The 25765-nt window shown below is 67.0% G+C and carries 24 protein-coding genes; 14 read left to right on the top strand and 10 right to left on the bottom strand.

What is annotated here, in order from left to right; genetic code table 11:
- Window positions 1-75 precede the first annotated feature (75 nt).
- A complete protein-coding gene (locus AB3147_RS21795) occupies window positions 76-894 on the top strand; it encodes a lytic transglycosylase domain-containing protein (protein WP_175124550.1) in 819 nt (272 codons plus the stop codon).
- 74 nt (window positions 895-968) lie between these two features.
- Here the strand turns inward: AB3147_RS21795 and AB3147_RS21790 are convergent, their stop codons facing one another.
- Complete coding sequence (locus AB3147_RS21790) at window positions 969-2129, bottom strand: pyridoxal phosphate-dependent aminotransferase (RefSeq protein WP_367352940.1); 1161 nt, start codon at window positions 2127-2129, stop codon at window positions 969-971.
- Window positions 2130-2172: 43 nt separating this feature from the next.
- Between AB3147_RS21790 and AB3147_RS21785 the strand changes: the two genes are divergently transcribed.
- From AB3147_RS21785 to AB3147_RS21770, 4 genes are all read left to right on the top strand, one after another.
- Window positions 2173-3084: an FAD-binding protein gene (locus tag AB3147_RS21785; protein ID WP_367352939.1), complete on the top strand. Its 912-nt coding sequence runs from the start codon at window positions 2173-2175 to the stop codon at window positions 3082-3084.
- Window positions 3085-3216: 132 nt separating this feature from the next.
- The gene (locus AB3147_RS21780; protein WP_218343125.1) at window positions 3217-5505 is read left to right on the top strand and encodes an NADP-dependent malic enzyme; all 2289 of its coding nucleotides are present in this window, start codon (window positions 3217-3219) and stop codon (window positions 5503-5505) included.
- Complete coding sequence (locus AB3147_RS21775; protein WP_367352938.1) at window positions 5486-6715, top strand: patatin-like phospholipase family protein; 1230 nt, start codon at window positions 5486-5488, stop codon at window positions 6713-6715. The genes AB3147_RS21780 and AB3147_RS21775 overlap by 20 nt, the downstream gene beginning before the upstream one ends.
- Window positions 6712-7179 (top strand): barstar family protein, encoded by a 468-nt coding sequence (locus AB3147_RS21770; protein WP_056570977.1) that lies wholly within the window; start codon window positions 6712-6714, stop codon window positions 7177-7179. The genes AB3147_RS21775 and AB3147_RS21770 overlap by 4 nt, the downstream gene beginning before the upstream one ends.
- A 1-nt stretch (window position 7180) precedes the next feature.
- Here the strand turns inward: AB3147_RS21770 and AB3147_RS21765 are convergent, their stop codons facing one another.
- Entirely contained in the window at window positions 7181-7912 is a 732-nt protein-coding gene (locus AB3147_RS21765; protein WP_367352937.1) for a 16S rRNA (uracil(1498)-N(3))-methyltransferase, read from the bottom strand.
- Between the two features lie 207 nt (window positions 7913-8119).
- Between AB3147_RS21765 and tkt the strand changes: the two genes are divergently transcribed.
- The 4 genes from tkt (at window position 8120) to AB3147_RS21745 (ending at window position 14350) form a co-directional block, all read left to right on the top strand.
- The gene (gene tkt, locus AB3147_RS21760; protein ID WP_367352936.1) at window positions 8120-10156 is read left to right on the top strand and encodes a transketolase; all 2037 of its coding nucleotides are present in this window, start codon (window positions 8120-8122) and stop codon (window positions 10154-10156) included.
- Window positions 10157-10171: 15 nt separating this feature from the next.
- A complete protein-coding gene (gap, locus tag AB3147_RS21755; protein WP_056570971.1) occupies window positions 10172-11182 on the top strand; it encodes a type I glyceraldehyde-3-phosphate dehydrogenase in 1011 nt (336 codons plus the stop codon).
- Between the two features lie 93 nt (window positions 11183-11275).
- Window positions 11276-12472: a phosphoglycerate kinase gene (locus AB3147_RS21750; RefSeq protein ID WP_175186239.1), complete on the top strand. Its 1197-nt coding sequence runs from the start codon at window positions 11276-11278 to the stop codon at window positions 12470-12472.
- A 189-nt stretch (window positions 12473-12661) separates the two neighbouring features.
- The gene (locus tag AB3147_RS21745; RefSeq protein WP_367352935.1) at window positions 12662-14350 is read left to right on the top strand and encodes a SulP family inorganic anion transporter; all 1689 of its coding nucleotides are present in this window, start codon (window positions 12662-12664) and stop codon (window positions 14348-14350) included.
- Between the two features lie 51 nt (window positions 14351-14401).
- On the opposite strand, the gene fabI is transcribed toward AB3147_RS21745, so the two are convergent.
- The 7 genes from fabI to AB3147_RS21710 all read right to left on the bottom strand — a co-directional run bounded on the left by fabI (window position 14402) and on the right by AB3147_RS21710 (window position 21694).
- A complete protein-coding gene (gene fabI, locus AB3147_RS21740) occupies window positions 14402-15175 on the bottom strand; it encodes an enoyl-ACP reductase FabI (RefSeq protein WP_367352934.1) in 774 nt (257 codons plus the stop codon).
- Window positions 15172-16356, bottom strand: coding sequence for an acetate/propionate family kinase (locus AB3147_RS21735; RefSeq protein ID WP_367352933.1), 1185 nt, complete (start codon window positions 16354-16356; stop codon window positions 15172-15174). Before AB3147_RS21735 ends, fabI begins: the two co-directional genes overlap by 4 nt.
- A gap of 68 nt (window positions 16357-16424) precedes the next feature.
- Window positions 16425-17369, bottom strand: coding sequence for a phosphate acetyltransferase (locus AB3147_RS21730; protein ID WP_367352932.1), 945 nt, complete (start codon window positions 17367-17369; stop codon window positions 16425-16427).
- Between the two features lie 5 nt (window positions 17370-17374).
- A complete protein-coding gene (locus tag AB3147_RS21725; protein ID WP_367352931.1) occupies window positions 17375-20014 on the bottom strand; it encodes a DUF3141 domain-containing protein in 2640 nt (879 codons plus the stop codon).
- A gap of 153 nt (window positions 20015-20167) precedes the next feature.
- Window positions 20168-20575, bottom strand: a complete 408-nt coding sequence (locus tag AB3147_RS21720; protein ID WP_218343131.1) for a VOC family protein — start codon at window positions 20573-20575, stop codon at window positions 20168-20170.
- A gap of 25 nt (window positions 20576-20600) precedes the next feature.
- Window positions 20601-21233 carry a glutathione transferase gene (gene yfcF, locus AB3147_RS21715; RefSeq protein WP_175138197.1) on the bottom strand — a complete coding sequence of 211 codons (633 nt, stop codon included), beginning with the start codon at window positions 21231-21233 and terminating at the stop codon, window positions 20601-20603.
- Between the two features lie 131 nt (window positions 21234-21364).
- Complete coding sequence (locus AB3147_RS21710; protein WP_175124563.1) at window positions 21365-21694, bottom strand: DHCW motif cupin fold protein; 330 nt, start codon at window positions 21692-21694, stop codon at window positions 21365-21367.
- A gap of 203 nt (window positions 21695-21897) precedes the next feature.
- Between AB3147_RS21710 and AB3147_RS21705 the strand changes: the two genes are divergently transcribed.
- From AB3147_RS21705 to AB3147_RS21685, 5 genes are all read left to right on the top strand, one after another.
- Window positions 21898-22839 carry a DnaJ C-terminal domain-containing protein gene (locus tag AB3147_RS21705; protein ID WP_218343317.1) on the top strand — a complete coding sequence of 314 codons (942 nt, stop codon included), beginning with the start codon at window positions 21898-21900 and terminating at the stop codon, window positions 22837-22839.
- A 2-nt stretch (window positions 22840-22841) separates the two neighbouring features.
- The gene (locus AB3147_RS21700; protein ID WP_175124564.1) at window positions 22842-23156 is read left to right on the top strand and encodes a chaperone modulator CbpM; all 315 of its coding nucleotides are present in this window, start codon (window positions 22842-22844) and stop codon (window positions 23154-23156) included.
- Between the two features lie 260 nt (window positions 23157-23416).
- Window positions 23417-24052 carry an AzlC family ABC transporter permease gene (locus tag AB3147_RS21695; protein ID WP_367353566.1) on the top strand — a complete coding sequence of 212 codons (636 nt, stop codon included), beginning with the start codon at window positions 23417-23419 and terminating at the stop codon, window positions 24050-24052.
- On the top strand, window positions 24049-24396 hold the full coding sequence (locus tag AB3147_RS21690; RefSeq protein ID WP_367352930.1) for an AzlD domain-containing protein: 348 nt from the start codon (window positions 24049-24051) through the stop codon (window positions 24394-24396). The genes AB3147_RS21695 and AB3147_RS21690 overlap by 4 nt, the downstream gene beginning before the upstream one ends.
- Before the next feature lie 44 nt (window positions 24397-24440).
- Window positions 24441-25052, top strand: a complete 612-nt coding sequence (locus AB3147_RS21685; protein WP_175138198.1) for a glutathione S-transferase family protein — start codon at window positions 24441-24443, stop codon at window positions 25050-25052.
- 9 nt (window positions 25053-25061) lie between these two features.
- Here the strand turns inward: AB3147_RS21685 and AB3147_RS21680 are convergent, their stop codons facing one another.
- Entirely contained in the window at window positions 25062-25718 is a 657-nt protein-coding gene (locus tag AB3147_RS21680) for a DsbA family protein (RefSeq protein WP_367352929.1), read from the bottom strand.
- Window positions 25719-25765: the final 47 nt, after the last annotated feature.

Below are 25765 nucleotides of genomic sequence, written 5' to 3'. Positions count from 1 at the left end.
TCCCAGCGATTTGGTTACATTTCGGATTCAAAGAGAGGTTAACATTGACTCCCTCTTTTTTACGCAGGAGGTTTTATGCCCGATGCGTCAGTGGCCAGCCTGTTCAGGAACATGGCCCAAGGAGTGCACCAATATCTTGCCGAATCCCTGCGCATTTGCTCTGTCTACCTGGGCATCGCGGTCATTGTGACGGTAAGCATGGGATTCGCCCTGCCTGGTTTGCGCGACCAGGCATTGCAAGTGCACAAAGCCTTGTTGACCGCCCTCGCGCCTTCATCCATGCAGGCCAGCTCCGAGTCCGAAGCCGGCTCCGAACTGGGTGCCGACACCTCGTCGGCAATTGCCATGGCCGTACCCACCGCACCCGCCAGCAACGCCACCGGCATGCTGGGGCCGGCTCGTGTCGCGCCGCCCGCGCCCAAAAAGACCGCGTCGGCGGCCACGGGACCGCAGGCCGAAGCACTGCGCAACTATATCTCGCGCAAGTACAAGGTTGCGTATGACGCGACCGGTCCGCTGCTGAACACCGTGTACAAGGTCAGCCGCGAAAAGCAGTTGGACCCCTTGCTGGTCCTGGCCGTGATCGCCATCGAATCGCGTTACAACCCGCTGGCCGAAAGCCATGTGGGCGCACAGGGCCTGATGCAGGTCATGACCAGCGTGCACCAGGACAAGTTTGACGCGGTCGGCAAGAATCCGCTGGACCCGGCCGCCAACATCGGCGTCGGCGCCACGATCCTGCGCGACTGCATCAACCGCCGCGGTTCGATCGACGGCGGGCTGGCGTGTTACGTGGGGGCCACGGGCCCGGACGACAACGGCTACGGCGCCAAGGTGCAGGCGGAACGCCGGCGCTTGGCGCTGGCGTCGGGCATCGCACTGGCGCGCGACTGATCCTCGCTGTCCGTTCTGAAAAAAAGGCGCGTCCCGCAAGGACGCGCCTTTTTCATGGGGACGGCACAGCAGGGTCAGCGCTGCAGCAGCACGCCCATCCGCGCGACCGCTTCTTCCAGGCGGTCCAGGCCGGTGGCGTACGAAAACCGCATGGTGTGCGCCGCGTGTGCCGGTCCGAAGTCCAGGCCCGGCACGGCGGCCACGCCGGCTTCCAGCAACAGGCGCTGCGAGAACGCGGCGCTGTCCATGCCCAGGCTGCTGATGTCGGCATAAACATAGAAGGCGCCGTCCGGCTTGACCGGCACGTCGATGCCCAGGCGCTCGAATTCCGGCAGCAGGTAATCGCGGCGCTGCTTGAAGGCTTCGCGGCGGTGTTCGAAGGTCTTCAGCGCGGCGGGGGTGAAGCAGGCCAGCGCGGCGTGCTGGGCCAACGTGGGCGCGCAGATCGCCAGGCTGGAGGCAATCTTTTCCACCGGCGCGACCATGTCGTCGGGCACGATCATCCAGCCCAGGCGCCAGCCCGTCATGTGGAAGTACTTGGAGAAGCTGTTGATGACGATGACGTCGTCGTCCAGCGTCAGCGCCGAGCGCGGCTGGCCGTCATAGGACAGCCCCAGATAGATTTCGTCGACGATGGCAAAGCCGTCGCGGGCGCGCACCTGCGCCAGCAGCTCGGCCAGCTCGCCGTGGGCGATCGACGTGCCGGTGGGATTGCTGGGCGAGGCCACCATCACGCCCTGCGTGGCGGGCGTCCAGTGACGCGCGACGTCGTCGGCGGACAGCTGGAAGCGTTTTGCCGCCGTGCTGGGAATCAGGCGCGGCACGCCGCCCGCGGCCAACACGAAATTGCTGTTCGCCGGATACGACGGATCGGGCATCAGCACCTCGCCGCCGGTATTCACCAGCGCCGCGCAGGCCAGCGTCAGGGCGCCCGAGGCGCCCGCGGTCACAATGACGCGCCGCGGGTCGATGGCGGCGCCGAACTGGTCGCGGTAGAACTGCGCGATGGCCTCGCGCAGCGGGGCGATGCCCGCGCCCGGGCTGTAGCCGCTGAGGCCGGCGCGCGCAGCGCGGTCCAGCGCTTCCACCACCTGGGGTGGCGCGGTAAAGTCCGGTTCGCCGATGCCCAGGCTGATAATGTCCCTTCCGGCCGCCTGCAGCGCCTGCGCCTGCTTGAACAGTTCCATCACCTGAAACGTCAGGAAATCGTGGGTGCGGGTAGCAAGGCGGGGCATCGGAATCTCGAAAGCGTCATCTAGCAAAAAAGGAATTGTAGTCATGCAGCCATCCCGGCGCGCCTTTCTCATGGGCCGGCGACCCGTCCAGACGCCGTGGGCGGCCTTCGTGCAACGCCTCGCGCTGGTGTGCCGCGGCAAGGTCCGCGACCTGGGCGAGGGTGGGGCGGACGGCACCTGCGCCATGCTCACGCCGGCGTCCGGGGCCGACGTCGTCCAGGCGCGCAAGCTCTGCGCCGAGTACCACGTGACGCTGGAATTGGAAGGGGCGGCGGGACCCTTCGCGCCCTCGGCCCGACCGCGCCTGCGGGTGGATCCCGTCTTGCTGACCGCATTGACCCGGTTGGATGGGGATGCACCACGGTGGCACGCGCAGCCCGGCGTGACCGTGGCGGCGTTGGCCAGCACCGGCCTACGGCAGTTCAACGGGTTGCCGGGCGACATGACGCTGGCCCAGTGGGTGGCGGCGCCGGCGTCCTGGCCTGCGGGCCATTGCGCGGCCTCGGGCCTCGTGGCGGCGGACGTCCTGCTGGCCGATGGCATCGAGGAAACGCTGGGCGCGTTCGGCGAAACCGATGTGCAGCCGCTGCGGTCGGCGACCGTGCAGCGCCTGGTGCCCGCGCTGTTCCAGCTTGCGTCCGGCGGTGATGCGTTCGCGACCAACGACGGCTATCACTGGCTGGGCCGCTACCGGCTGGACGCGCTCAAGCCCGTCACGCCGGCCACCGTCAACCTGGCGCAATTGCTGCTGGGACACGGCGGCACGCTGGCTTGGCTGCAGGGCGCGGTGCTGGTTGACGTGCCGCCCGGCGACGATGTCCGGATCGGCGCCGCGACCGCGTCCCGGCCTGAACCGGCTGCCCCGGGATTGGCAACCGTCCGCCTGGACGGCCGCGTCAAAACCCAGTTCGACCCCGACGGCTGCTTCCCGGAACTCCTGTGGCCCGAAGTCTGACAAACGTTCAGCTTGCTGTAAGATTCCGGCGCTCGACCTCAAGAAAGAGCAGGGCCCGCGTATCGCACGGCCCGTCATGGGAATAGAATTCCTCCCTCTTTCGTGTCACACACTCTAGCCAGTAGCCGCCCTATGGATGCCAACCTTCGCAAAGCCGCCCTTGAATATCACGAGCACGGGCGCCCCGGCAAAATCTCGGTCACGCCGACCAAGCAGCTGACGAACCAGCGCGATCTGGCGCTGGCGTATTCGCCCGGCGTGGCGGCGGCCTGTGAGGAAATCGTGGCGGATCCGGCCAACGTGTTCCGCTACACGGCCCGCGGCAATCTGGTGGGCGTCATCACCAACGGCACCGCGGTGCTGGGCCTGGGCAACATCGGCGCGCTGGCCTCCAAGCCGGTCATGGAAGGCAAGGCGGTGCTCTTCAAAAAGTTCGCCGGCCTGGATGTCTTTGACATCGAAATCAACGAAACCGACCCGGACAAGCTGGTCGAGATCATCGCCGGCCTGGAAGCCACCTTCGGCGGCATCAACCTTGAAGACATCAAGGCGCCGGAGTGCTTCACCGTCGAGCGCAAGCTGCGCGAACGCATGAAGATTCCCGTCTTCCACGACGACCAGCACGGCACGGCGATCTGTGTGTCGGCGGCCTTCATCAATGGCCTGAAGGTCGTGGGCAAGGACATCAAGCAGGTCAAGGTGGTTACGTCCGGCGCGGGCGCTGCGGCGCTGGCGTGCCTGGACCTGATGGTGGACCTGGGCCTGCCGCTGGAAAACATCTGGGTCACCGACATCGAGGGCGTGGTTTTTGAGGGCCGCACCACGCTGATGGATCCGGACAAGGCGCGCTTTGCGCAAAAGACCGATGCCCGCAAGCTGGCCGAGGTGATCCAGGACGCCGACGTGTTCCTGGGCCTGTCGGCCGGCGGCGTGCTGAAGCCCGAAATGGTCGCCGCCATGGGTTCGCGTCCGCTGATCCTGGCGCTGGCCAACCCCACGCCGGAAATCCTTCCGGAAGTGGCGCACGGCGTGCGCGACGACGTGGTGATGGCCACGGGCCGTTCGGATTACCCGAACCAGGTCAACAACGTACTCTGCTTCCCGTACATCTTCCGCGGCGCGCTGGACGTGGGCGCCACGACCATCACGCGCGAAATGGAAAAGGCGGCGGTGTACGCCATTGCCGAATTGGCCGAGGAAGAACAGAACGAAGTCGTGGCGGCCGCCTACGGCACGTTCGACATCTCGTTTGGTCCCGAATACCTGATCCCCAAGCCTTTCGATCCGCGCCTCATCGTGCGCATCGCGCCGGCCGTGGCCAAGGCTGCTATGGAAGGCGGCGTCGCCACGCGTCCGCTGGCCGATCTGGAAGCCTACGAAGAACAGCTGCAGCAATTCGTGTACCACTCGGGCGCGTTCATGAAGCCGCTGTTCTCGGCGGCCAAGCGCATCGTGCGCGAAGGCGGCCCGGCGCGCATCGTGTTCGCGGAAGGCGAAGATGAGCGCGTGCTGCGTGCCGTGCAAGTGGTGGTGGACGAAGGCCTGGCCCGCCCGATCCTGGTCGGCCGCCCGTCGGTGCTGCTGACCCGTATCGAAAAGCTGGGCCTGCGTCTGCGCCTGGGCGAGGACGTCGAAGTCACTAACCCCGAATACGACGAGCGTTTCCACCAGTACTGGACGACCTACTGGGAACGCATGTGCCGCCGCGGCATCACCAAGGAAATGGCGCGCGTGGAAATGCGCCGCCGTATGACGCTGATCGGCGCGATGATGGTGCACCTGGGCGATGCCGACGGCATGGTCTGCGGCTCCGTCGGCGCGTATCACGATCACCTGCGTTTCGTGGATGAAGTGATCGGCCGCCGCCCGGGCCACAACGTGTATGCCGCCATGAACATCCTGCTGCTCAACGAGCGCACGGTGGTCCTGGTGGACACGCACGTGAATGACGAGCCCACGGCCGAGCAGATTGCGGAGTTCACCGTGGCCGCCGCGCGCGAGATGCGCCGCATGTATCTGGCGCCCAAGGCCGCGCTGCTGTCGCGCAGCAATTTCGGTTCGGGCAGCTCGGCGTCGGGTGCCAAGATGCGCCGCGCGCTGGAACTGGTGCGGCAGATGGATCCGGAACTGGAGATCGACGGCGAAATGCACGGCGACTGCGCGCTGGACGAGGCCCTGCGCATGCGCATCCTGCCGTCGTCCACGCTCAAGGGCGAAGCCAATCTGCTGGTGTGCCCGAACGTCGACTCGGGCAACATCGCCTACAACCTCCTCAAGACGGCGGCGGGCGGCAACGTCGCGGTGGGTCCGTTCCTGCTGGGCGCCAATGCCCCCGTGCACATCCTGACCTCCAGCTCCACCGTGCGCCGCATCGTCAACATGACCGCGATGACGGTGGTCGATGTCAATACGCCACGTTGAAGTCAAACCGGCCGGCAGGGCGTGCCCGCGCACGCCCACCGGCCTGGTCCTGACGGGCGGCGGCGCGCGCGCCGCCTATCAGGTCGGGGTGCTCAGCGCCATCATGGAGCTGCTGGACCCGGACTGGCATTCCCGATTCCAGAACCCCTTCGACATCATCTGCGGCACGTCCGCCGGCGCCATCAACGCCGCCGCGCTGGCCTGCCGCGCCGACCGGCCCCATCTGGGCGTACGGCGCATCCGCCGCCTGTGGTCGTCGCTGAACACCGACATGATCTACCGGGCCGACGCGCCCGGCCTGATCCGCACCGGCGTGCGGTGGCTGGGCCTTCTGTCGCTGGGGTGGATGTATTCCGGTTTGACGCGCAAGCGTCCGCACTCGCTGCTGGACAACACGCCGATGCAGGGACTGCTGGAACGCGTGCTGGACTTCAGCAATCTGCGTTCCAACCTGGAGAGCGGTTCGCTGTCCGCGCTGGCCATCACCGCGTCGGGCTACACCAGCGGCGAGCACCTGACGTTCTACCAGGCGCACACCCCGATCGAACCCTGGCACCGCTACCTGCGGCTGGCCATCCCCACGCCCATCGGCATCGAACACCTGATGGCCTCGTCGGCCATTCCTTTTGTCTTTCCGGCGCGCCAGGTGCAGGTGCACGGCAAGGGCGAATGGTGCGGCGACGGTTCGATGCGCCAGCTTGCGCCTATCAGCCCGGCGATCCACCTTGGCGCGCACCGCCTCATGGTGATCGGCACGGGCTACCGCGACGACACCCACCCTGAGAATCGCGAGGATTCGCCGCCGTATCCGTCGCTGGCGCAGGTCGGTGGTCATGCGCTGTCCAGCATCTTCCTGGATGGGTTGTCGGCGGATGTCGAGCGTCTGGAGCGCATTAATTACCTGATGGACCACGCCGGTCCGAACGGCGCGCCGCCCACCGTGCGTCGCATCGAGGTGTTGACGATCACTCCCAGCCAGTCGCTGGATTTGATGGCGCTTGAACATTTGCACGATATGCCCGCACAAGCGCGTGCGCTTTTCCGCGTACTCGGTGTATCGTCCGATCCAAACCGTCCGGGGGGCGGGGCGCTGATGTCCTACCTCCTGTTCGAAGCCGGCTACACCAAGCGATTGATAGAACTGGGTTATGCCGATACGATGCGACGTAACGATGAAGTGATCGCCTTTTTCAGGGAGGCACAGGCATGACGCGCAATGGCCAATCTACTTTGCAGCGGCAGCTGATGCGCGGCGGTGCGCTGGCTCACGACGGGCTCGACAAGAAGGCCGTGGTGGACGCCGCGCACGAACTTGGCCTGTCCTTGTTTGTTGCCAATTGCGACCCGTGCCGCAGCCGCTCGGCCGTATTGCGCGCCATCGTCAAGGCGGTGGATTTTCCTGAATACTTCGGCGGCAATCTCGACGCCCTGTACGACTGCCTGTGCGACACGGTGCTGGATCACAAATCCGGCGTGGTGCTGTGGCTTTACCGCCTGCATTCCGGCGATCCGGCACTTGAAGAGGACGCCGGCCGCATCGAAACCGTGTGCTCCGATGCCGCGGATTTCGCGCACGAAAACGGCCGCGTGTTTGCCTATGTGATCGAACACGCCGGCGCGCATCCCGAACCCGAGCCCGGCGTGGCCGCTGCCCCTTACGGCGAGAACGACTGACCTACCACCCGCGCAGGGCGCTGATCGCCGACAGCAGCGCCAGCCCGGCCGTCTCGGTGCGAAGCACCCGGGGGCCGAAGCGCACGGCCTGCACACCCGCCTTGCGGGCCGTTTCCAATTCCTTGTCCGACCAGCCGCCTTCCGGCCCGACCAGCAGGGTGATGCCCGCCTGATCCGATGCGCCTTGCAGCATGCCGGCCAGGTCTTGCTCGGCCTCGGGGTGGCAGAGCACGCGCAGGCCGTCGGCAGGCTGGGCCAGCCAGTCTTCCAGCGTCAGCGGCGCGTCGACGGTCATCAACCGGTTGCGGCCGCATTGCTCCGCGGCTGATTGCGCGATGCGCTGCCAGTGGGCGACGCGCTTTTCCAGCCGGGCGCCCGACAGCTGCAATACGCTGCGCTGCGCGGCGATGGGGCTGACCCGGGCCGCCCCCAGTTCCACGGCTTTCTCCACCACCCAATCCATCTTGTCGCCCGACGGCAGGCCCTGGGCCAGGATGATGCGCCCGCCGAGTTCAGCTTCGCGCGGATTGAAGTCACCCAGCTGGGCGAAGCCGGCCTTGCCCTCGACTTCCAGCACCGCGGGATACTCGCCGCCCTGACCGTTGAACAGCGTGACGGCTTCGCCGGCCCGCAGGCGCAGCACGCGCAGGGCGTGATGGGCAAGGGCTTCCGGCAGGGCGATGCGGGCGCCGGCGGTCAGCGGGGCGTCGCAGTAGAAACGGGGGGCGGGCATGACGTATTGCGGAATTCGGAGAGTGGGGGAGGTGACAAGTTCGCGTAGCTTACATTGCCCGCGCAATTCGCCCGAAACCCGCGATTACATAGGGCATCCGGCCGATGGCCTCCGGGAAATCCCCTGATGCTAAAATCTCCTGCTTCGCAACCTACTCAACCGGCCCTATTTCCTCTGTAGGCGCGCCGGTTTCAAAGAGCCTTCCGAATGAGCAATCCGACCGCCCCTAAACTTGCCTTGGCGGATGCCATCCGCGCCCTCGCGATGGATGCCGTGCAACAAGCGAACTCCGGGCATCCGGGTGCTCCCATGGGCATGGCGGAAATCGCCCAAGCCTTGTGGGCCGGCAACCTGCGCCACAATCCCAAAGATCCCGCCTGGGCCAACCGCGACCGCTTCGTGCTGTCCAACGGCCACGGTTCGATGCTGATCTACGCCCTGCTGCACCTGACGGGCTACGACCTGTCGATCGAAGAGATCAAGAATTTCCGCCAGCTGCATTCCAAGACGCCGGGCCACCCCGAAGTGGGCATCACCCCGGGCGTGGAAACGACCACCGGCCCGCTGGGCCAGGGCCTGGGCAATGCCGTGGGCATGGCGCTGGCCGAAGCGCTGCTCGCCGCCGAATTCAACAAGCCGGGCCACACGCTCGTCGATCACCACACCTACGCGTTCACCGGCGACGGCTGCCTGATGGAAGGCATCTCGCATGAAGTGTGCTCGCTGGCCGGCACGCTCAAGCTTGGCAAGCTGGTCGTGCTGTACGACGACAACGGCATTTCCATCGACGGCCATGTGGAACACTGGTTCGCCGACGACACCGCCAAGCGCTTCGAAGGCTACGGCTGGAACGTCGTCCGCGGCGTGGACGGCCATGACGTCGCCGCTGTCGACGCCGCCATCAAGGCCGCGCGTTCGCAGTCGGACAAGCCCACGCTGATCGTCTGCCGCACCGTGATCGGCAAGGGTTCGCCCAACATGGCCGGCACGCACAACGTGCACGGCGCGCCGCTGGGCAAGGACGAAATCGCCGCCACGCGCACCGCGCTGGGCTGGTCGTCGGAACCCTTCCAAATTCCGCAAGACGTGTACGACGGCTGGGACGGCCGCAAGCAGGGCGCCGAAGCCCAGGCCGAATGGCAGAAGCGCTTCGACGCCTACGCCGCCGAATTCCCCGCCGAGGCCGCTGAATTCACGCGCCGCATGAAGGGCGAGATGCCCGCCGGCTACGCCGACCAGTTCAAGGCCTTCCTGTCCGCCACGCTCGAAAAGGGCGAAACCGTCGCCACCCGCAAGGCCTCGCAATTCGCGATCGCCGCGCTGGCGCCGCTGCTGCCGGAAATGCTGGGCGGCTCGGCCGACCTGACCGGCTCCAACTTCACCGACTGGAAGGGCGTTGCCGCCGTCCGCGCCGGCGACAAGGGCATCCAGCTCGGCCGCCACATCAACTACGGCGTGCGCGAATTCGGCATGGCCGCCATCATGAACGGCATCGCGCTGCACGGCGGCTACCTGCCGTTCGGCGGCACGTTCCTGACGTTCTCCGACTACTCGCGCAACGCCATCCGCATGGCCGCGCTGATGAAGCAGCGCGTCGTCCACGTGTTCACGCACGACTCCATCGGCCTGGGCGAAGACGGCCCGACCCACCAGTCGATCGAACACGCGGCCAGCCTGCGCCTCATCCCCAACCTGTCGCTGTGGCGTCCTTGCGATACGGCCGAAACCGCCGTGGCCTGGAACGCCGCCGTGACGCGCCCGGCCAGCATCGGCATGGACGTGCATGACGGCGGCCCGACGGCCCTGTTGCTGTCGCGCCAGAACCTGCCGTTCGTGCCGCGCGACGCGGCCACGGTGGACGCCATCGCCCGCGGCGGCTATGTGCTGCGCGATGCCGAGGGCGCCCGCGCCGTCATCATCGCCACCGGCTCCGAAGTCGCCATCGCCCTGGACGCCCAGGCGCAACTGGCCAAGGAAGGCATCGCCGTGCGCGTGGTGTCCATGCCCAGCACCGACGTCTTCGACAAGCAGGACGCCGCCTGGAAGCAATCCGTGCTGCCCAAGGGCCTGCCGCGCGTGGCTGTCGAAGCCGGCGTCACCGCTTTCTGGCACAAGTACGTGGGCCTGGAAGGCGCCGTGGTCGGCATCGACCGCTACGGCGAGTCCGCACCGGCCGGCGCACTGTTCAAGTTCTTCGGGCTGACCGCCGACAAGGTGGCCGAGACCGTCAAGCAAGTTTTATAAAAAAGGAGCTTAGTCATGACCATTCGCGTCGCCATCAACGGTTACGGTCGCATCGGCCGCAACATCCTGCGTGCCCACTACGAAGGTGGCAAGAAGCACGATATCGAAATCGTCGCCATCAACGATCTGGGCGATCCCAAGACGAACGCGCACCTGACGCGCTACGACACCGCCCACGGCAAGTTCCCGGGCACCGTCGAAGTCGACGGCGAGTTCATGGTCGTCAACGGCGACAAGATCCGCGTGCTGGCCAACCGCAACCCGGCCGAACTGCCGTGGGGCGACCTGAAGGTCGACGTCGTGCTGGAATGCACGGGCTTTTTCACCACCAAGGAAAAGGCCGGCGCGCACATCAAGGGCGGCGCCAAGAAAGTCATCATCTCGGCCCCCGGCGGCAAGGATGTCGACGCCACCATCGTCTACGGCGTCAACCATGGCGTGCTGAAGTCGACGGACACCGTCATCTCCAACGCCTCGTGCACCACCAACTGCCTGGCCCCGCTGGTCAAGCCGCTGAACGACAAGCTGGGTCTGGAAAACGGCCTGATGACCACCGTTCACGCCTACACCAACGACCAGGTCCTGACCGACGTCTACCACGAAGACCTGCGCCGCGCCCGTTCGGCCACGATGAGCATGATCCCCACCAAGACCGGCGCTGCCGCCGCCGTGGGCCTGGTCCTGCCGGAACTGAACGGCAAGCTGGACGGCTACGCCATCCGCGTCCCGACCATCAACGTGTCGCTGGTCGACCTGTCGTTCGTGGCCAGCCGCGACACGACCGCGGAAGAAGTGAACAGCATCCTGAAGGCCGCCTCGGAAGGCGAACTGAAGGGCATCCTGGACTACAACACCGAACCCCTGGTCTCGGTCGACTACAACCACAACCCGGCCTCCAGCACCGTTGACGCGTCGCTGACCAAGGTCTCGGGCCGTCTGGTCAAGGTCTCGTCCTGGTACGACAACGAGTGGGGCTTCTCGAACCGCATGCTCGACACCACCGTCGCGCTGATGTCGGCCAAGTAAGCACACCGCCAGTCCATAAGGGGACGGATTTGTTTTCCGCCATTGCGGAAAATGGGTTCGTCCCCTTTGTTCGCCTACCGAAGGAATCCAAATATGTCCAAGGTCAAAACTTTGTCCGCGCTGGCCAAGGCCGGCGCCCTGTCCGGCAAGCGTGTGTTCATCCGCGCCGACCTCAATGTTCCGTTTGATGACGCCGGCCGCATCAGCGAAGACACCCGTATCCGCGCCTCGGTGCCCGGCATCCGCCTGGCGCTGGACGCCGGCGCCGCCGTGATGGTCACGTCGCACCTGGGCCGTCCGAAAGAGGGCGTCCTGACCGACGCCGATTCGCTCGCCAAGGTCGGCCAGCGCCTGTCCGAGCTGCTGGGCATGCCCGTGCAGCTGGTGCGCGACTGGGTTGACGGCGTGAAGGTCGATCACGGCCAGGTCGTGCTGCTGGAAAACTGCCGCGTCAATGTCGGCGAAAAGAAGGACGACGAGGCGCTGGCCAAGAAGATGGCTGCACTTTGCGACGTCTACGTCAACGACGCCTTCGGCACCGCCCACCGCGCCGAAGCCACCACCCACGGCATCGCCCGCTTCGCGTCTGTGGCCTGCGCCGGCCCGCTGCTGGAAGCCGAACTCGACGCCCTGGGCCGTGCGCTGCACGAACCCAAGCGCCCGCTGGTCGCCATCGTGGGCGGCTCCAAGGTGTCGACCAAGCTGTCCATCCTGCAATCGCTGGCCGACAAGGTCGACCAGCTGGTGGTGGGCGGCGGCATCGCCAACACGTTCATGCTGGCCGCCGGCCTGTCCATCGGCAAGTCGCTGGCGGAACCCGACCAGGTGGATCAGGCCCGTGCCGTGATCGACATCATGAAAAAGCGCGGCGCGGCCGTGCCGATTCCCGTTGACGTGGTGTGCGCCAAGTCGTTCGGCGCCGACGCCGAAGCCACCGTCAAGGCGGCCACCGACGTGGCCGACGACGACATGATCCTGGACATCGGCCCCAAGACCGCCGAGCAACTGGCCGGCATCCTGAAGCAGGCGGGCACGATCGTCTGGAACGGCCCGGTGGGCGTGTTCGAATTCGATCAATTCGCCAACGGCACCGAAGTGGTGGCGCGCGCCATCGCCGACTCCGAAGGCTTCTCGATCGCCGGCGGCGGCGACACGCTGGCCGCCATCGCCAAGTACAAGATCGGCGAGCAGGTCGGCTACATCTCGACGGGCGGCGGCGCGTTCCTGGAATTCCTGGAAGGTAAGACCCTGCCGGCCGTGGCCGTGCTGGAAGCCCGCGCGGCGGGTTAAGTCCGGCTGTGTACGCCCCTTGCGAAGGGGCGGCGTGCGGCGGGCGTCAGACGCCCGCCCGCACCAAGCGTGCGGCACCCAAAGCCGCCGCCTTGATTCGCCGCGCGCCGCGCGGCTTGGGGTTGGTGTAGGCTTGGGCGGTCATCCCGCTGCTGGCGGGAATTCACTTGTGATCCGTCTCGCTGCACCATGAATCTCCGCTTTATTCCTGGCCTGGCCAACTTCCAGGGCATTACCCGCGAATCGGCGCGGCGTGACGTGACCGCAGGGCTGAGCGTCGCCGCCGTGGCCCTGCCGGTCGGTCTGGCTTATTCCGCCATGATGGGCGTGCCGCCCGTCGCCGGCTTGTGGGCGGCCATTGCCGGCATGCTGGCGTATGCGTTCTTCGGTTCGTCGCGCACCCTCATCGTGGGTCCCGACACCGCCACCTGCACCCTGATTGCCGCCACGCTGACCGGCATGGCGCTGACCACGCCGGAAGCGCGTCTGCTCGGCGCCACCAGCATTGCGCTGACCGTGGGCGTGGGCTGCCTCATCGCGCGCGTCCTGCGGTTGGGCGTGCTGGCCAATCTACTGTCGCGGCCCGTGCTCATCGGGTATATGGCAGGCGTCGCGATCACACTGGCGATGTCGCAGCTCAGCGGCCTGACCGGCGTGGGACTGCGCAACAGCGGCCTCATTCATCCGTTCATGGAACTGTCGCACCGCCTGTCCGAGATCCGGCTGCCGACGCTGTTCCTCGGCCTGGCCTCTTGCATCTTCCTGGTCGTCGTCAAGCGCGTGCGGCCGTCGTGGCCCGGTCCCATCCTGCTGGTGGTGGCGACCTGCGTACTGTCCTGGCTGTTCAATTTTCCGGCGCTGGGCATCGCGGTGGTGGGCGACGTGCCGGCCGGACTGCCGTCCTTCAATCTGCCGGTCAGCCTGGAAGGCGTGGACGGCATCTTGCTGGGCGCCGCGGGCGTCCTGGTCGTCAGTTTTTCCAGTGGCATCGTGACCGCCCGCAGCTTTGCGGCGCGCACGGGCGAGCACGTGGATCCCAATCGCGAACTCGTGGGCTTCGGCGCGGCCAACGTGGCGGCCGGGCTGTTCCAGGGCTATGTCGTGACGGGCGCGGACTCGCGCACGGCGGTCGGGCTGGTGGCCGGTGGCTCGTCGCCGCTGGTCAGCATCAGCGCGGCGGCTGCGCTGGCCGTCGTGGTGGGTCTGTTGAGCGCGCCGCTGTACTGGCTGCCGCAGTTTGCGCTGTCCGCCATCCTGCTGCTGGCTGCGGCCAGCCTGTTCGATTGGCAGGCCTTCAAACGGCTGGCGCGCATTTCGCGGATCGAGCTTGCATTCGGCGTGTTGGCCGCCGTGGGCGTCGTGGGATTCGGCGTGTTGCAAGGCGTGGCCGTCTCGGTGGGCGCGACGCTGCTCTACGCCATGTACGTGTCCGGCAATCCGCGGGATGCATTGCTGGGCCGGCTGCCCGGTGAAACCGTGCTGGGCAAGCTGCACCTGAATCCGCAAGCCAAGCCCGTCCCCGGCGCCGTGATCTGGCTGTTCGAATCCTCGGTCTGGTTCTTCAACGCGGACGCTTTCCGCCGCCGCGCCCGAGAGATCATCGAGCAGGCGGGCGACGTGCGCTGGTTCGTGCTGGATGCCGAGGCCATGACGCAGGCCGACGCGGACGCGGTCGAGGCGCTGTATGAACTGAAGCGCAATCTGGACGAGCGCGGCGTCACGCTGCTGGTGGCCGGCGGCCACGGCAAGTTCCGCGAGGCGCTGCAGCGTTCGGGGCTGGTCAAGAAGATCGGGCCGGACAGAATCTTCGGCAGCCCGGAACAGGCGGTCGACGCCATCGAGCGCTGGCGCCAGGGCGGGCCGGCGACGCTGGCCTGACCTTCACATGACCGGGGTGTCTGACACCCCGCGAGTGTCTGACACGCCGCGTCAATCGATGATGTGATATCCGCCGTCGATGTACAGCGTCTGCCCCGTCATCAATCGCGCCGCATCCGAGGCCAGCCAGGCAGTCGCTTCGCCCACGTCGTCAATCGACACTAGACTACGCGCGGGCGCCTTGGCCTGCGCGCGGTCCAGCATCGTGTCGAACTCCGCGATGCCGGACGCGGCGCGCGTCTTCAGCGGACCCGGCGAGATCGCATGCACGCGGATGCCTTGCGGACCCAGCTCGGCCGCCAGGTAACGCGTGGCGGATTCCAGGGCGGCTTTCACCGGTCCCATCATGTTGTAGTGCTCGACGACCATCTGCGAGCCGTAGTAACTCATGCAGAAGAGGGCGCCGCCATTGCGCATCAGCGGCTCGGCCAACTTGGCCATACGGATGAAGGACCAGCACGACACGTCCATCGCCTGAAGAAAGCCCGCGCGCGAGCAATCCGTGACGCGCCCGTGCAGATCGTCGCGCGGCGCGAACGCGACCGAATGCAGCACGAAATCCAGCGCGCCCCATTCGTCCGTGATGCGGCTGAAGACGGCTTCCAGCTCGCCGTCGTTCAGCAGGTTCATGGGCATCAGCAAGGGTGCTTGAACCTGCTGCGCCAACGGTGCCACGTGCGGCAGGGCCTTGTCGTTCAAGTAGGTGACCGCCAGTTCGGCCCCCATGGCACGAAACGCCTTGGCGCACCCCCACGCGATGGAGTCGGCGTTGGCGATGCCGGTCACCAGCCCGCGCTTGCCGGCCAGCGGCAGATGCGCGCTCATCGCTGCCTCACGAGCGCGAGCGTGTGCTGCGCGATGACCAGCTCTTCGTTCGTGCGCACGACGTAGACGCCGATGCGGCTGTCGTCGGCCGAGATGCGCGGCCCGTGCCGGGCGTTGCGCTCGGGGTCCAGCTTGATGCCCAGCCAGCCCCAATGCTCGCTGATCGCCTGACGGATCTCGGCCGAGTTTTCGCCGACGCCGGCCGTGAAGACGATGCCGTCGATGCCGTTCGTCGCGCAGCCCAGGCCGATCATGCCTTCGGCCACGCGCCACGCGAAATACTTCAGCGCCAGCTTGGCCGACGGTGCATTGCTGGCCAGCAATTCGCGCATGTCGTTGCTGATGCCCGACAGGCCCTTCATGCCGCAGTCGTGATACAGCATGTGCTCGATATCGTCGTGGCTCATGCCCTGTTCCATCATCCACAGCACCACGCCGGGGTCCAGGCGGCCGGGGCGCGTACCCATCGGCAGGCCTTCCAGCGCCGTAAACCCCATCGTGCTGTCCACGCTCTTGCCCTGGTGCATGACGCAGGCCGATACGCCAGAGCCAAGGTGGGCGACGACGATCTTGCCCATCGCGATGTCGGGCAGCGTCTGCTTCAGGCGTTGTGCGATGTATTCGTAGGACAGCCCATGAAAGCCGTAGCGGCGCACGCCTTCCAGATACAGGCGCTCGGGCAGCGCATAGCGGTCGGCCACGTCGGAATGGCTGCGGTGGAACGCCGTGTCGAAGCAGGCGACCTGCGGAATCCACGGCCGTCGCTCGCGAATGACGCGGATCGGCGCCAGGTTGTTGGGCTGGTGCAGCGGCGCGAGCGGCGTGAAGGTTTCAAGCCGGGCCAGGATGTCGTCGTCGATCAGCACCGGTTCGGACAGATCCGGCCCGCCATGGACCACGCGATGCCCCACTGCGAGCGGCGCGCCGCCCAGGTGGCCGCTCAGCCACGTGCCGACGACTTCCTGCGCGTTGGGCACGTCGGGGGCGTGGCTGGGCGCGATGTCGCGTTCGACCAGCGTCTCGCCCACCGCGTCGCGCACGCGCAGGCGCGGATGCGTGGTGCCGATGCCTTCAAGCTGGCCGCCCAGCCGGGGCGCCAGTTCATGCTTGTCGTCGATGTCGTACAGGTAGAACTTGATGCTGGAACTGCCGGCGTTGATGACGAGGATGGTGTCGCTCATGGCGGTGTGCTTCCACGTTGAGACAAGTCGCTCGGCGGCCCGCGGGGGCAGGCCGGGGCTGGGGATGTTCAGGCCAGCGGTCTGGCCTGCTGCTGGGCAAGGTGATTGGCGTAGATCGCCGCCACCGCGCACGACGCCAGGCGCGAACGCGGGCTGTCTGCGCGGCTCGTCAGGATGATCGGCACGCGTGCGCCCAGCACGATGCCGGCCGCCTCGGCGTTGGCGAGGAAGGTCAAGTTCTTGGCCAGCATGTTGCCGGCTTCCAGATCGGGCACCACCAGCACCTGGGCCACGCCGGCCACCGGCGAGCGGATGCCCTTGATGCGCGCGGCGTCGGGGCTGATCGCGTTGTCCAGCGCCAGCGGGCCGTCCAGCACGCCGCCCGCGATCTGGCCGCGGTCGGCCATCTTGCACAGGGCGGCCGCCTCGATGGTGCTGGGGATGCTGGGGGTGACCTGTTCGACCGCCGACAGGATCGCCACGCGCGGTTCGCCCAGACCCAATCCCAGATGCAGGTCGATCACGTTGCGGATGATGTCGGCCTTGGTTTCCAGATCCGGAAAGATGTTGATGGCCGCGTCGGTGATGAACAGCGGCTCGGCGTAGGTCGGCACTTCCATGATGAACACATGGCTGATGCGCCGGCCGCTGCGCAGGCCCGTCGTGCGCGCCACGACCTCGTGCATCAGCTCGTCGGTGTGCAGGCTGCCTTTCATCAGCAGGGAGGCCTCGCCGCTGCGCACCAGCGCCACGGCGGACTCCGCGGCGGCGTGGCTGTGCGGCGCATCGACGATGCGGGCGTCGCCCAGGTTCAGCTTGAACTGCTCGGCCGTGTCGCGGATCTTGCCTTCGGGACCGACCAGGATGGGCCGCAGCAGGCCCAGATCGCGCGCTTCCAGCGCGGCCGACAGCGACGGTTCATCGCAGGGATGGGCGATCGAGCAGGGCGCCGCCTCCAGCGTTTGCGCGCGCGCGATGAGTTTGTCGTAGTGCGTGGACGTCGGGAGGCTCATGGGTCTCAGGCCTTGGCAGGTTGACGGGCGGCGGCCGCGCGCTTGGCGGGCGCCTTGGCCGGGGTAGCGTCCGCGCCAGACTTGGACGCGGACTTGGCTGCGGACTTCGATGCGGACTTGGACGCAGTCTTGGCGGCGCCATTGGCCGCAGTAGTGGTCGCAGTCTTGGCTGCAGTCTTGGATGCTTTAGCTGCCGGCTTTGCCGGGGACTTCGATGCCGTTTTGGACGCGCCGTTGGACGTGCCGTTGGACGCAGCCTTCGATGCAACCTTCTTCGATGCGGACGGCGCGGCCTTCTTGGGCGGCTCCGCCTCAATCACGGCCTTACCCGCCGCATCAGGATGCGGCCGGGCGGTCTTGGCGGGCACCTCGGCTGCCAGGTCGACCAGATCCTGGACCGGATAGGGGGACTTCGTGTCGGCGGCGCCGCGCGACGCGGCAGGCGCCTGACCCTGTCCGCGCCGCTGCGCGCGGCGTTCGGCCGCTTCGAAGATGCGTTCCATTTCGTTCAGACTTTCGCGCGCGGCGTCGCTCAGCGGCTCGGCGGCTTCCAGGACGCCCTTCATCGCGACCAGGCTGGCGCGGATCTCCGCGGCCGATGAGTCTTCCAGAAGACGCGGCATCGCTTGAATGGCGGCGTCCGAATCCAGCGTCATCATCAGGGCCTGTTCGCGGATCACGTCCTTGAAGGCCTCCAGCGTCAGCGCGTTGTCGGCTTCGGCGCGCATCTTGCGGATGAGCGCGAAGCTGCGCTCGTCCAGGCCGCCCTCGGCGCCGGACACATACAACAGCATCCGGATCGCGGCCACGCGCAGACCGCCTTCCTGCAGCATCGAGCGCAGTTCCGCGGCGCGGTCTTCCATGAAGCGGCGATGCTCCGGCGAGACGCCCGGGTGCCGGCGCGGCGGGCCGGACTTGGCGCCCAGGCCAGCCAGATCCTGCACGACCGGCGATCCATACACGCTCATGAAGGTGCGCTCGTCGGCGGAATCGCGCAGTTCCTGCCAGATGTTCAGGCTGGTCTCGATCCAGTTCGAGAACATTTCCTGCGCCACCACGAACGGATTGGTGGGCGCGGCCTGCTGCCGGTTCTCGCGCACCTGTTCGGCCACCTTGGCGATGGGCGCGATGACCGGGTTGCGGTCGGAAATCAGTTCGTAGGGCAGGCGCAGCGGGTGCATGCGCTGCATCCACTCGGCCGATTGCGGCGTGACCATGGCGCGCAGCCAGGGCTGCACGAAGCTGCGGTACATGCCCAGGTTGATGTCCGAGATGCGGGCCACCGCGGCAAAGCGCTGGTCGTCTTCTTCCTTGCGGTCGACGATGGCGCGCACGTCGTCCAGCTTGCGCTGTTCGAAGGACAGCACGTAGTTGCCGAAAGCCAGATCGGCGTTGGGCGTGTCGGGCGTCTTGTCGGCGATTTCGGCCTGGTAGATGCCCGGCGGCAGCACATCGATCATGTCGATGTTCGAGGTGAATTCCTGGTGTTCCTTGCGCGCCACGCTGCCGGACACGAAGATGCCCAGGTGGCCGATGCTTTCGTGGATGGCGTAGACGATGGTCTGGCCGTGGGCCAGGACTTCGGCTTCGTTCTGGTAGAGCTCGGGAATCCACCCCAGCGCCTGCGGCGGCGGGGTGATGTTGTCGCCCTTGGAGCAGAACACCACGATGGGCGAGCGGATGTTGCGCAGGTCGATGCGGATGCCGTCGGAGGTCACCAGCCCGGCGGTCGCCAGGCGGTTGCCGACGAACAGGTTGTCGACGATGTACTGGATTTCGGGGCCATTCAGGAAAACGTGGCCGCCCCACCACTTTTCAAAGCTGAGGTAACGGTCGGCTTCGGTGTCGACCTTGGAATACAGGTTGTACTGCTTGGACCACAGGGTGTTGGCCGGATTGAGGTTTTCGAAGTTCTGCACCAGCCAGGCGCCGTCGAACTTGCCGTTGCCCAGGTCGCTGGTCATGGCCGTGAGCCAGCTTCCGCCCAGCAGGCCGCCCGCGTAGCGCATGGGATTCATGCCGCGCCAGCCCGCCCAGTACGAGAGCGGTGCGCCCGCGACGATGATCGGCCCGAACAGTTCAGGACGCACCGCCGCGGTCATCATGATCTGCCAGCCCGCCTGGCAATTGGCCACGACGACGGGCTTGCCCTCGGCATCCGGGTGCAGCGCAATGATTTCTTCCAGGAAGCGCGCCTCGGCCATCATCACGTCTTCGACGGTCTGGGTGGGCATGGGCTGCGGCAGGAACGTCGCAAAGTAGCAGGGATGCCCCGCGCGCACGGCCACGCCGATTTCGCTTTCCGGCTTGAAGCCGCCAATGCCCGGCCCGTGGCCCGCGCGCGGATCCACCACCAGAAAGGGGCGCTTGATCGGGTCCGTTTCCACGCCGGCCGGCGGCTTGATCCGCAAGAGACCGTAATTGACGGGACGGGGCAGCTCGCGGCCATCCAGCACCAGCTCGAATTCCATGCTCAGCACGTTCGGCGCGCGCTTGGCCATGTGTTCGTGATACTGGTTGCCGCGCTGGCGCATCACGTCTGCGTAAAGCACGCCGCGCTGCCAGGCGTCCACGGCGTATTCGTAGGCGGCCGTCCAGGGGTTGAGGGACGGGGCGAGCGTGTGATCGGTGCCGGATGCGGCCATGGCGATCTCCTGTAATGAGCTGCCGGCGACAGATGGCCGCCGAGCCGGTCCCCAGTGGAACCGGCGAAATTGACCTCCCCATTACACCGCAACGGATGGTGCGGTGCAACATCAGAACGATTTGGGGGGCGTCAAATGGCCGATCAGCCCAGCTCAATCGGACTGATGGCAGACCGCTTCGACGCGGTTGCCGTCCGGGTCCAGCAGAAAGGCAGCGTAATACAGGGGATGGTAATGCGCGCGCACGCCGGGTGCGCCGTCGTCTCGGCCGCCGTGCGCCAGGCCGGCGGCATGGAAAGCGTCGACGGCCGCCCGGGTGGGCGCCTTGAAGCACCAGTGGCGCCGGGCGGCGGATGCGGGATCGGGAGAAGCGTCGGGGGTGGCGAACACCGACAGATAGGTATGGCCGCTGTCGCCGGGACCGCAGCGCTCGCCGTATCCCAGCGCGTCGGGACGGTCGTAGACCTTGTCCGCGCCCAGCGCCCGCATGATGGCGTCGTAGAACGGGCGGGCGGCGTCCAGGCGGGCGACGGTGATGGAGACGTGATCCAGCAGCTGCATCGCGGCGCCTTGGATGAGGGTCAGGTCACCGCGCGGCGGCGTTGTGTTCCAGCCATTTCTGGACGGCGGGCCGTTGCCATTGGGCGTCGGCGTAGGCGCGCAGCGTGTCGGGCAGGTCGTCGTTCGACAGGCGCTTAAGCATGACCGCCAGATCGATGTCGGCGATGCACCATTTGTCGAACAGGGTCGTCTGGCCGACGCCGACCAGATAGCTGGCCACGCGGATCAGCTTGGCGGCGGCTGCATGGGCGTCGTCGGACAGCGGCGGGCCGGCTTCGCCGTAGAACACGGTTTCCGTGGGACGTTCCTGGCGCAGGGCGCCCAGGTCGCTGCGCAGCCAGGCCTGCAACTGGCGCGCGCGGGCGCGTTCCTGCAGGGCGGACGGAAACAGGGCGGTGTGTTCGGGCGGGGGAAAGGCTTCTTCCAGGTATTCGGCGATGACGCTGGATTCGGTCAGGTTGAAGTCCGCGTGGGTCAGCGCCGGCACCCGCGAAGTGAGCGCGCGGCACTGGAACGGCTGCATGCGCTGTTCGCCGGCACCCAGGTCGATGGGACGCACTTCGAATGGCAGTTGCTTTTCGGTCAGCGCCACATAGACCGACATGGCGTACGGGCTGAGAAACAGGGAATCGACGTATAGCGTAATCGGGGCGCCCAAAGCTTGTCTCCGGTCAGGCGAAGTAACGTATGGTCAGGCCGCGCGGGGCGGCTGGTTTGCAAAGCGTAACGCAAGTGCAATGCGGACGTGTCGCGCGGGCGCGTCAGTCCGCAAAGGTCAGCCTGCAAAGGTCAGTCCACAATAAATAGCTTGGCGCCGGTCTGCGTGGACGAGCGGTGCGGTTCGGCCTGATCGGCCACCTGATAGCTCATGCCGGGGGTCAGCACGAACTGGCGGCCGTCTTCCAGTTCGGTGTGCAGTTCGCCTTCCAGGCAGAACAGGATGTGGCCCTTGGTGCACCAGTGGTCAGCCAGGTAACCGGCCGTGTATTCCACCATGCGCACGCGCAGGTCGCCGAATTGGCGGGTACGCCAGTACGCCGTGCCGGTTTCGCCGGCGTGTTCGGTGCGTTCCACTTCGGACCAGTCGGTGGTGCCGAAGGGGATGTTGCTCATCTTCATCGTGGATCCTGCAAGGTGGGTCCGCCCCAGAATGCCGGGCGAAAAAACACATACTACGCCAATCGGGCTACCGGCTTTCCCCGGCCGGCCCCTGGCGCGCGGCCGCACATTGAAAAATCGGTCCATAACCCCTATCTTCTGGCTATTCAAGGCCGGATCCGGCTGTGCCGGACGCGGCCTCAACCCTCTACGTGAGCTGGAACATGGAGTTCAAGGACTACTACAGCATTCTCGGGGTGGAGCAGGGCGCATCCGACGACGATATCCGCAAGGCATACCGCAAGCTCGCCCGCAAATATCACCCAGACGTCAGCAAGGAAAGCGACGCCGAAACCCGCATGCGCGACGTCAACGAAGCCTACGACGTGCTGCGTGACGCCGAAAAGCGCCAGGCCTATGACAATCTGGCCGCGGGCGTCTCGCCCGAAGGCGGCTTCCAACCGCCGCCCGGATGGGACGAAGGCTTCGAATTCCACCGCGGCGCCGCGGCCGGCGACGAAGCCCAATTCAGCGAGTTCTTTTCGTCACTCTTTGGTGGCCGAGGCGCCAGGCACGGCGGTCGCCAGCAGGAATTCCGCACGCGCGGCGAAGATCATCACGCCGCCATCGAAGTCGACCTGGAAGACGCCATCAAGGGCGCGACGCGCGACATCAGCCTGCGGTCCATGCAGATGGACGACCAGGGCCGGCCGCACATGCAGAGCCGCACCCTCAGCGTCAAGATCCCGGCCGGCGTGCGCGAAGGCCAGTACATCCGGCTGGCCGGACAGGGCATGCCCGGCTATGGGGGCGGCGAGAGCGGCGATCTGTATCTGGAAGTGCGCTTCAAGCCGCATCCGCGCTACCGCGCCGAAGGGCGAGATCTCTACATGACCTTGCCGGTTGCCCCGTGGGAAGCCGCGCTGGGCGCCAGCGTCAAGGCGCCCACGCCCGGCGGCACGGTCGAAGTGTCCGTGCCGCCCGGGTCCAGCAACGGCCGCAAGCTGCGGCTGCGCGGGCGCGGCATCCCCGGCGATCCGCCGGGTGACCTGTACCTGGTCCTGGATCTGGTGCTGCCGCCGGCGGACAGCGAAGCCGCCAAGGCCGCTTACCGCAAGCTGCAGCAGGATCTGCCCTTCAACCCGCGCCGCAATCTCGGGGTCTGAGCATGAAGAAGATAGTGATCACCAGCGCCACCGTCGTCGGCAAGTCGCAGCCGCTCAACGCAGACGACCTGGCGCGCGCCTGCGGCGCGGAAGTGGAATGGGTGGCCCGGCTGGTCGAAGTCGGCATCGTCAATGCCAGCGGCAGCGGCCCGGCGGAATGGCGCTTCTACAGCGTGGACCTGCAACGCGCCTTGCACGCGCGTCGGCTCGAGCATGACTTTGGCGCCGGCCTGGACGCCGTCGCGCTCATCCTGGACCTGAGCCAGGAGGTGCGCCGTCTGAAGTCGCAGTTGCGGGCGCTGGGCGCGACGCCTTGACGGCGCGGGGCGTCTGATCGGGCCGCGTTCCGCTGGGCTGAGCCGGCGGCGATTCGCGCTGAACCGCGCCAAGCCGGGTCGACCCAATCCAAGCCGCCCCAATCCAAGCCGCCCCAATCCAAGCCGCCCACACCACTGAGTAAAATGGGCGCCCGCCGCAACAAGTCAAAGCGATGAGCGCCTTGGAGACTCCCCCCGCCGCCGCGCGCGCCCCGTCCGGCGGCGCGCATATCGATGGCCTGAAATCCTGCCTGCCGGTCATGATCGGCTACTTTCCGGTTGCCGTGACGTTCGGCATCGCCGGTATCGCGGCTGGCCTGACGCCGTTGCAGGTCATCCTGATTTCCGTGCTGGTGTACGCGGGCGCCAGCCAGTTCCTGCTGCTGGCCTCCATCAAGGCCGGCACGCCGTGGCTGTGGGTGGTGGCGCTGTGCTCGCTGCTCAATGCGCGGCACCTGCTCTATGGCCCGCTGCTGTCGCGCTTTTTGCCGGCGGCGCTGCGCGATCGCCTGAAGGTTGCTTTTCTTTTGACCGATGAAGTCTTCGCCACCGCCTTCAACCGGTTGCAGGGCGTGGAACCCGCCCGGCGCCAGGGCTGGATGGTCGCGTTGGGCTTGGGCGCCTGGCTGACGTGGATCGCCGGCACCGCCGTGGGCGTGTACGCCGGCGACGGCCTCGAGCGGCACTATCCGATGCTGTCGCAAGTCATGCGCTTTGCGCTGCCCGCGCTGTTCATGGCGCTGGTGTGCCAGAGCGCCCGGCGCGGCATGGGACTGCCCATCCTGACCGCCGTCATCGGCGCCGGACTGGTGGCTGCGCTGGGATACACCAGCCTCGCCATCCTGGCAGGCGCCGTCATCGGCTGCGCCGCCTATCGATTCGTGAGGCCCGCATGAACGCCAGCGGATTGGAATTCTGGGGCGCCGTCATCGCGATGGCGGTCATCACGTATCTCACGCGCGCGCTGCCCTTCATGCTGTCTGAGCGCAGCCGGCTGCTGCGGCACCTGTCCCGCGAGGGCTCGGCGGTGTCGGCGCTGGGGCCGTCGCTGCTGGCGGGCATCGCCGCCGCCGTCATCGTGCCGGATCTGCTGGGCGCGGCCGACGAGGCCGCTCACATGGCGCCGTACGTGGGCGGGCTTGTCGTCACGGGCGTGGCGGCGCGCCTGGTCAGCAACACGGGCGTGGCCGTGCTGCTCGGCATGGGCGGATACGGGATATTGCTGGCCTTGGCGGCGTAGCGGCCCGCAGGGCAAAATGGTCCGATCCCCCAAGGAGACCGACCATGCTTACGCTCTACCACGCACCGCGTTCGCGGTCGTTCCGGATACTGTGGCTGCTCGAGGAACTGGGCGTGCCCTACGACACCGAGATGGTGTCGATCCGCGGCCACGACAGCACGGGGCACATGCCTGCCGATTACATCGACATCCATCCGCACCGCAAGGTGCCGGCGCTGGTGCATGACGGCGTGCCCGTGTTTGAAACGCCCGCCATCGCGGTGTACCTGACCGACCTGTTTCCGCAGGCGGGGCTGGGACCGGTCGTGGGCGACCCGCAGCGCGGTCCCTATCTGACGTGGCTGGCGTATTCCACGGGCGTGTTCGAGCCTGCGATGGTCGAGCGGGCGTTCAAGACGCCGCATCAGGCCGCGCTGGGATGGGGGTCGGCCGACGAGGTCGAAGAGGTGCTGACGCGGGTGCTGCAGGCGCGGCCGTTTTTCCTGGGCGACAGGTTCTCCGCTGTGGACATCGTGCTGGGCGGCTCGCTGCAGTACATGATGCGGATGAAGATCGTGCCCGAAACGCCCGTGTTCAATGCGTACGCCGAACGCCTGGGTGAGCGTCCGGCGATGCACCGCGCTTTGCAGCGCGACGGCGATATCGAAGAGTCCTGATCCGGGGCGTCAGGCGCCGCCCTGGATGCGCGCCGTCAGGTGGTCGCGCCATTGCTCGGGACGGCCGAGGTACCGGCTGGGTTCCAGCAGCGTGAAAGCGCCGTTGCGCTCCAGCGCCAGCGTCGGAAAGCCCGTGCCCCCGACTTGCGCCAGCAGCCGGCGGCTGGCGGCAATGTGGGCGGCAGTCTCGGCGCCCTGTGCCTGTTCGTAGGCAGCGTCGAAGGCCTCGGCGTCCAGGCCGATCTCCACAGCCAGCGCCCGCAGCACGGCGGGATCGGCGATGCGCCGGCCTTCCACGTAATGCGCACGCTGCAGCCGGTGCAGCAGGTCCAGGCCGCGGCCCGCCAGCGTTTGCGCGGCCAGGATGGCGGTGGTGGGCGGTTCGGAATCGAACACGGCGCCCCTGTCGCGCAGCAGGCCGTCGAAGTAATTGGCGCCGAACGGCTGGCCGGTGAGGCCCGCGATGCGCTCGTCGTGCGGCATGACGTAGCGGCGCAGGGCGTCGGTGACCGGCTGGCGGTTGCTGCCGGTCATCATGCCGCCGCCATGCGGCTCGATGTTCAGGCCCGGAACGGCGCGGGCGGCCTCCACCAGCGGCGCGGCGCCGTAGCACCAGCCGCAAAGCGGATCGAAGATGTAATGCAGGGTAGGGGATGCGGGTGTCATGGCGCCATCGTAGACGGCGCCGGGCGCGGGCGCATAGGCCGGCGCGC

The organism is Achromobacter animicus, from assembly GCF_040775605.1.
In the GTDB taxonomy this organism is placed as follows: Bacteria; Pseudomonadota; Gammaproteobacteria; order Burkholderiales; family Burkholderiaceae_B; genus Achromobacter; species Achromobacter animicus.
The sequence above is the reverse complement of the archived record's forward strand: the minus strand, read 5'-3'. Positions and strand labels throughout refer to the sequence as shown.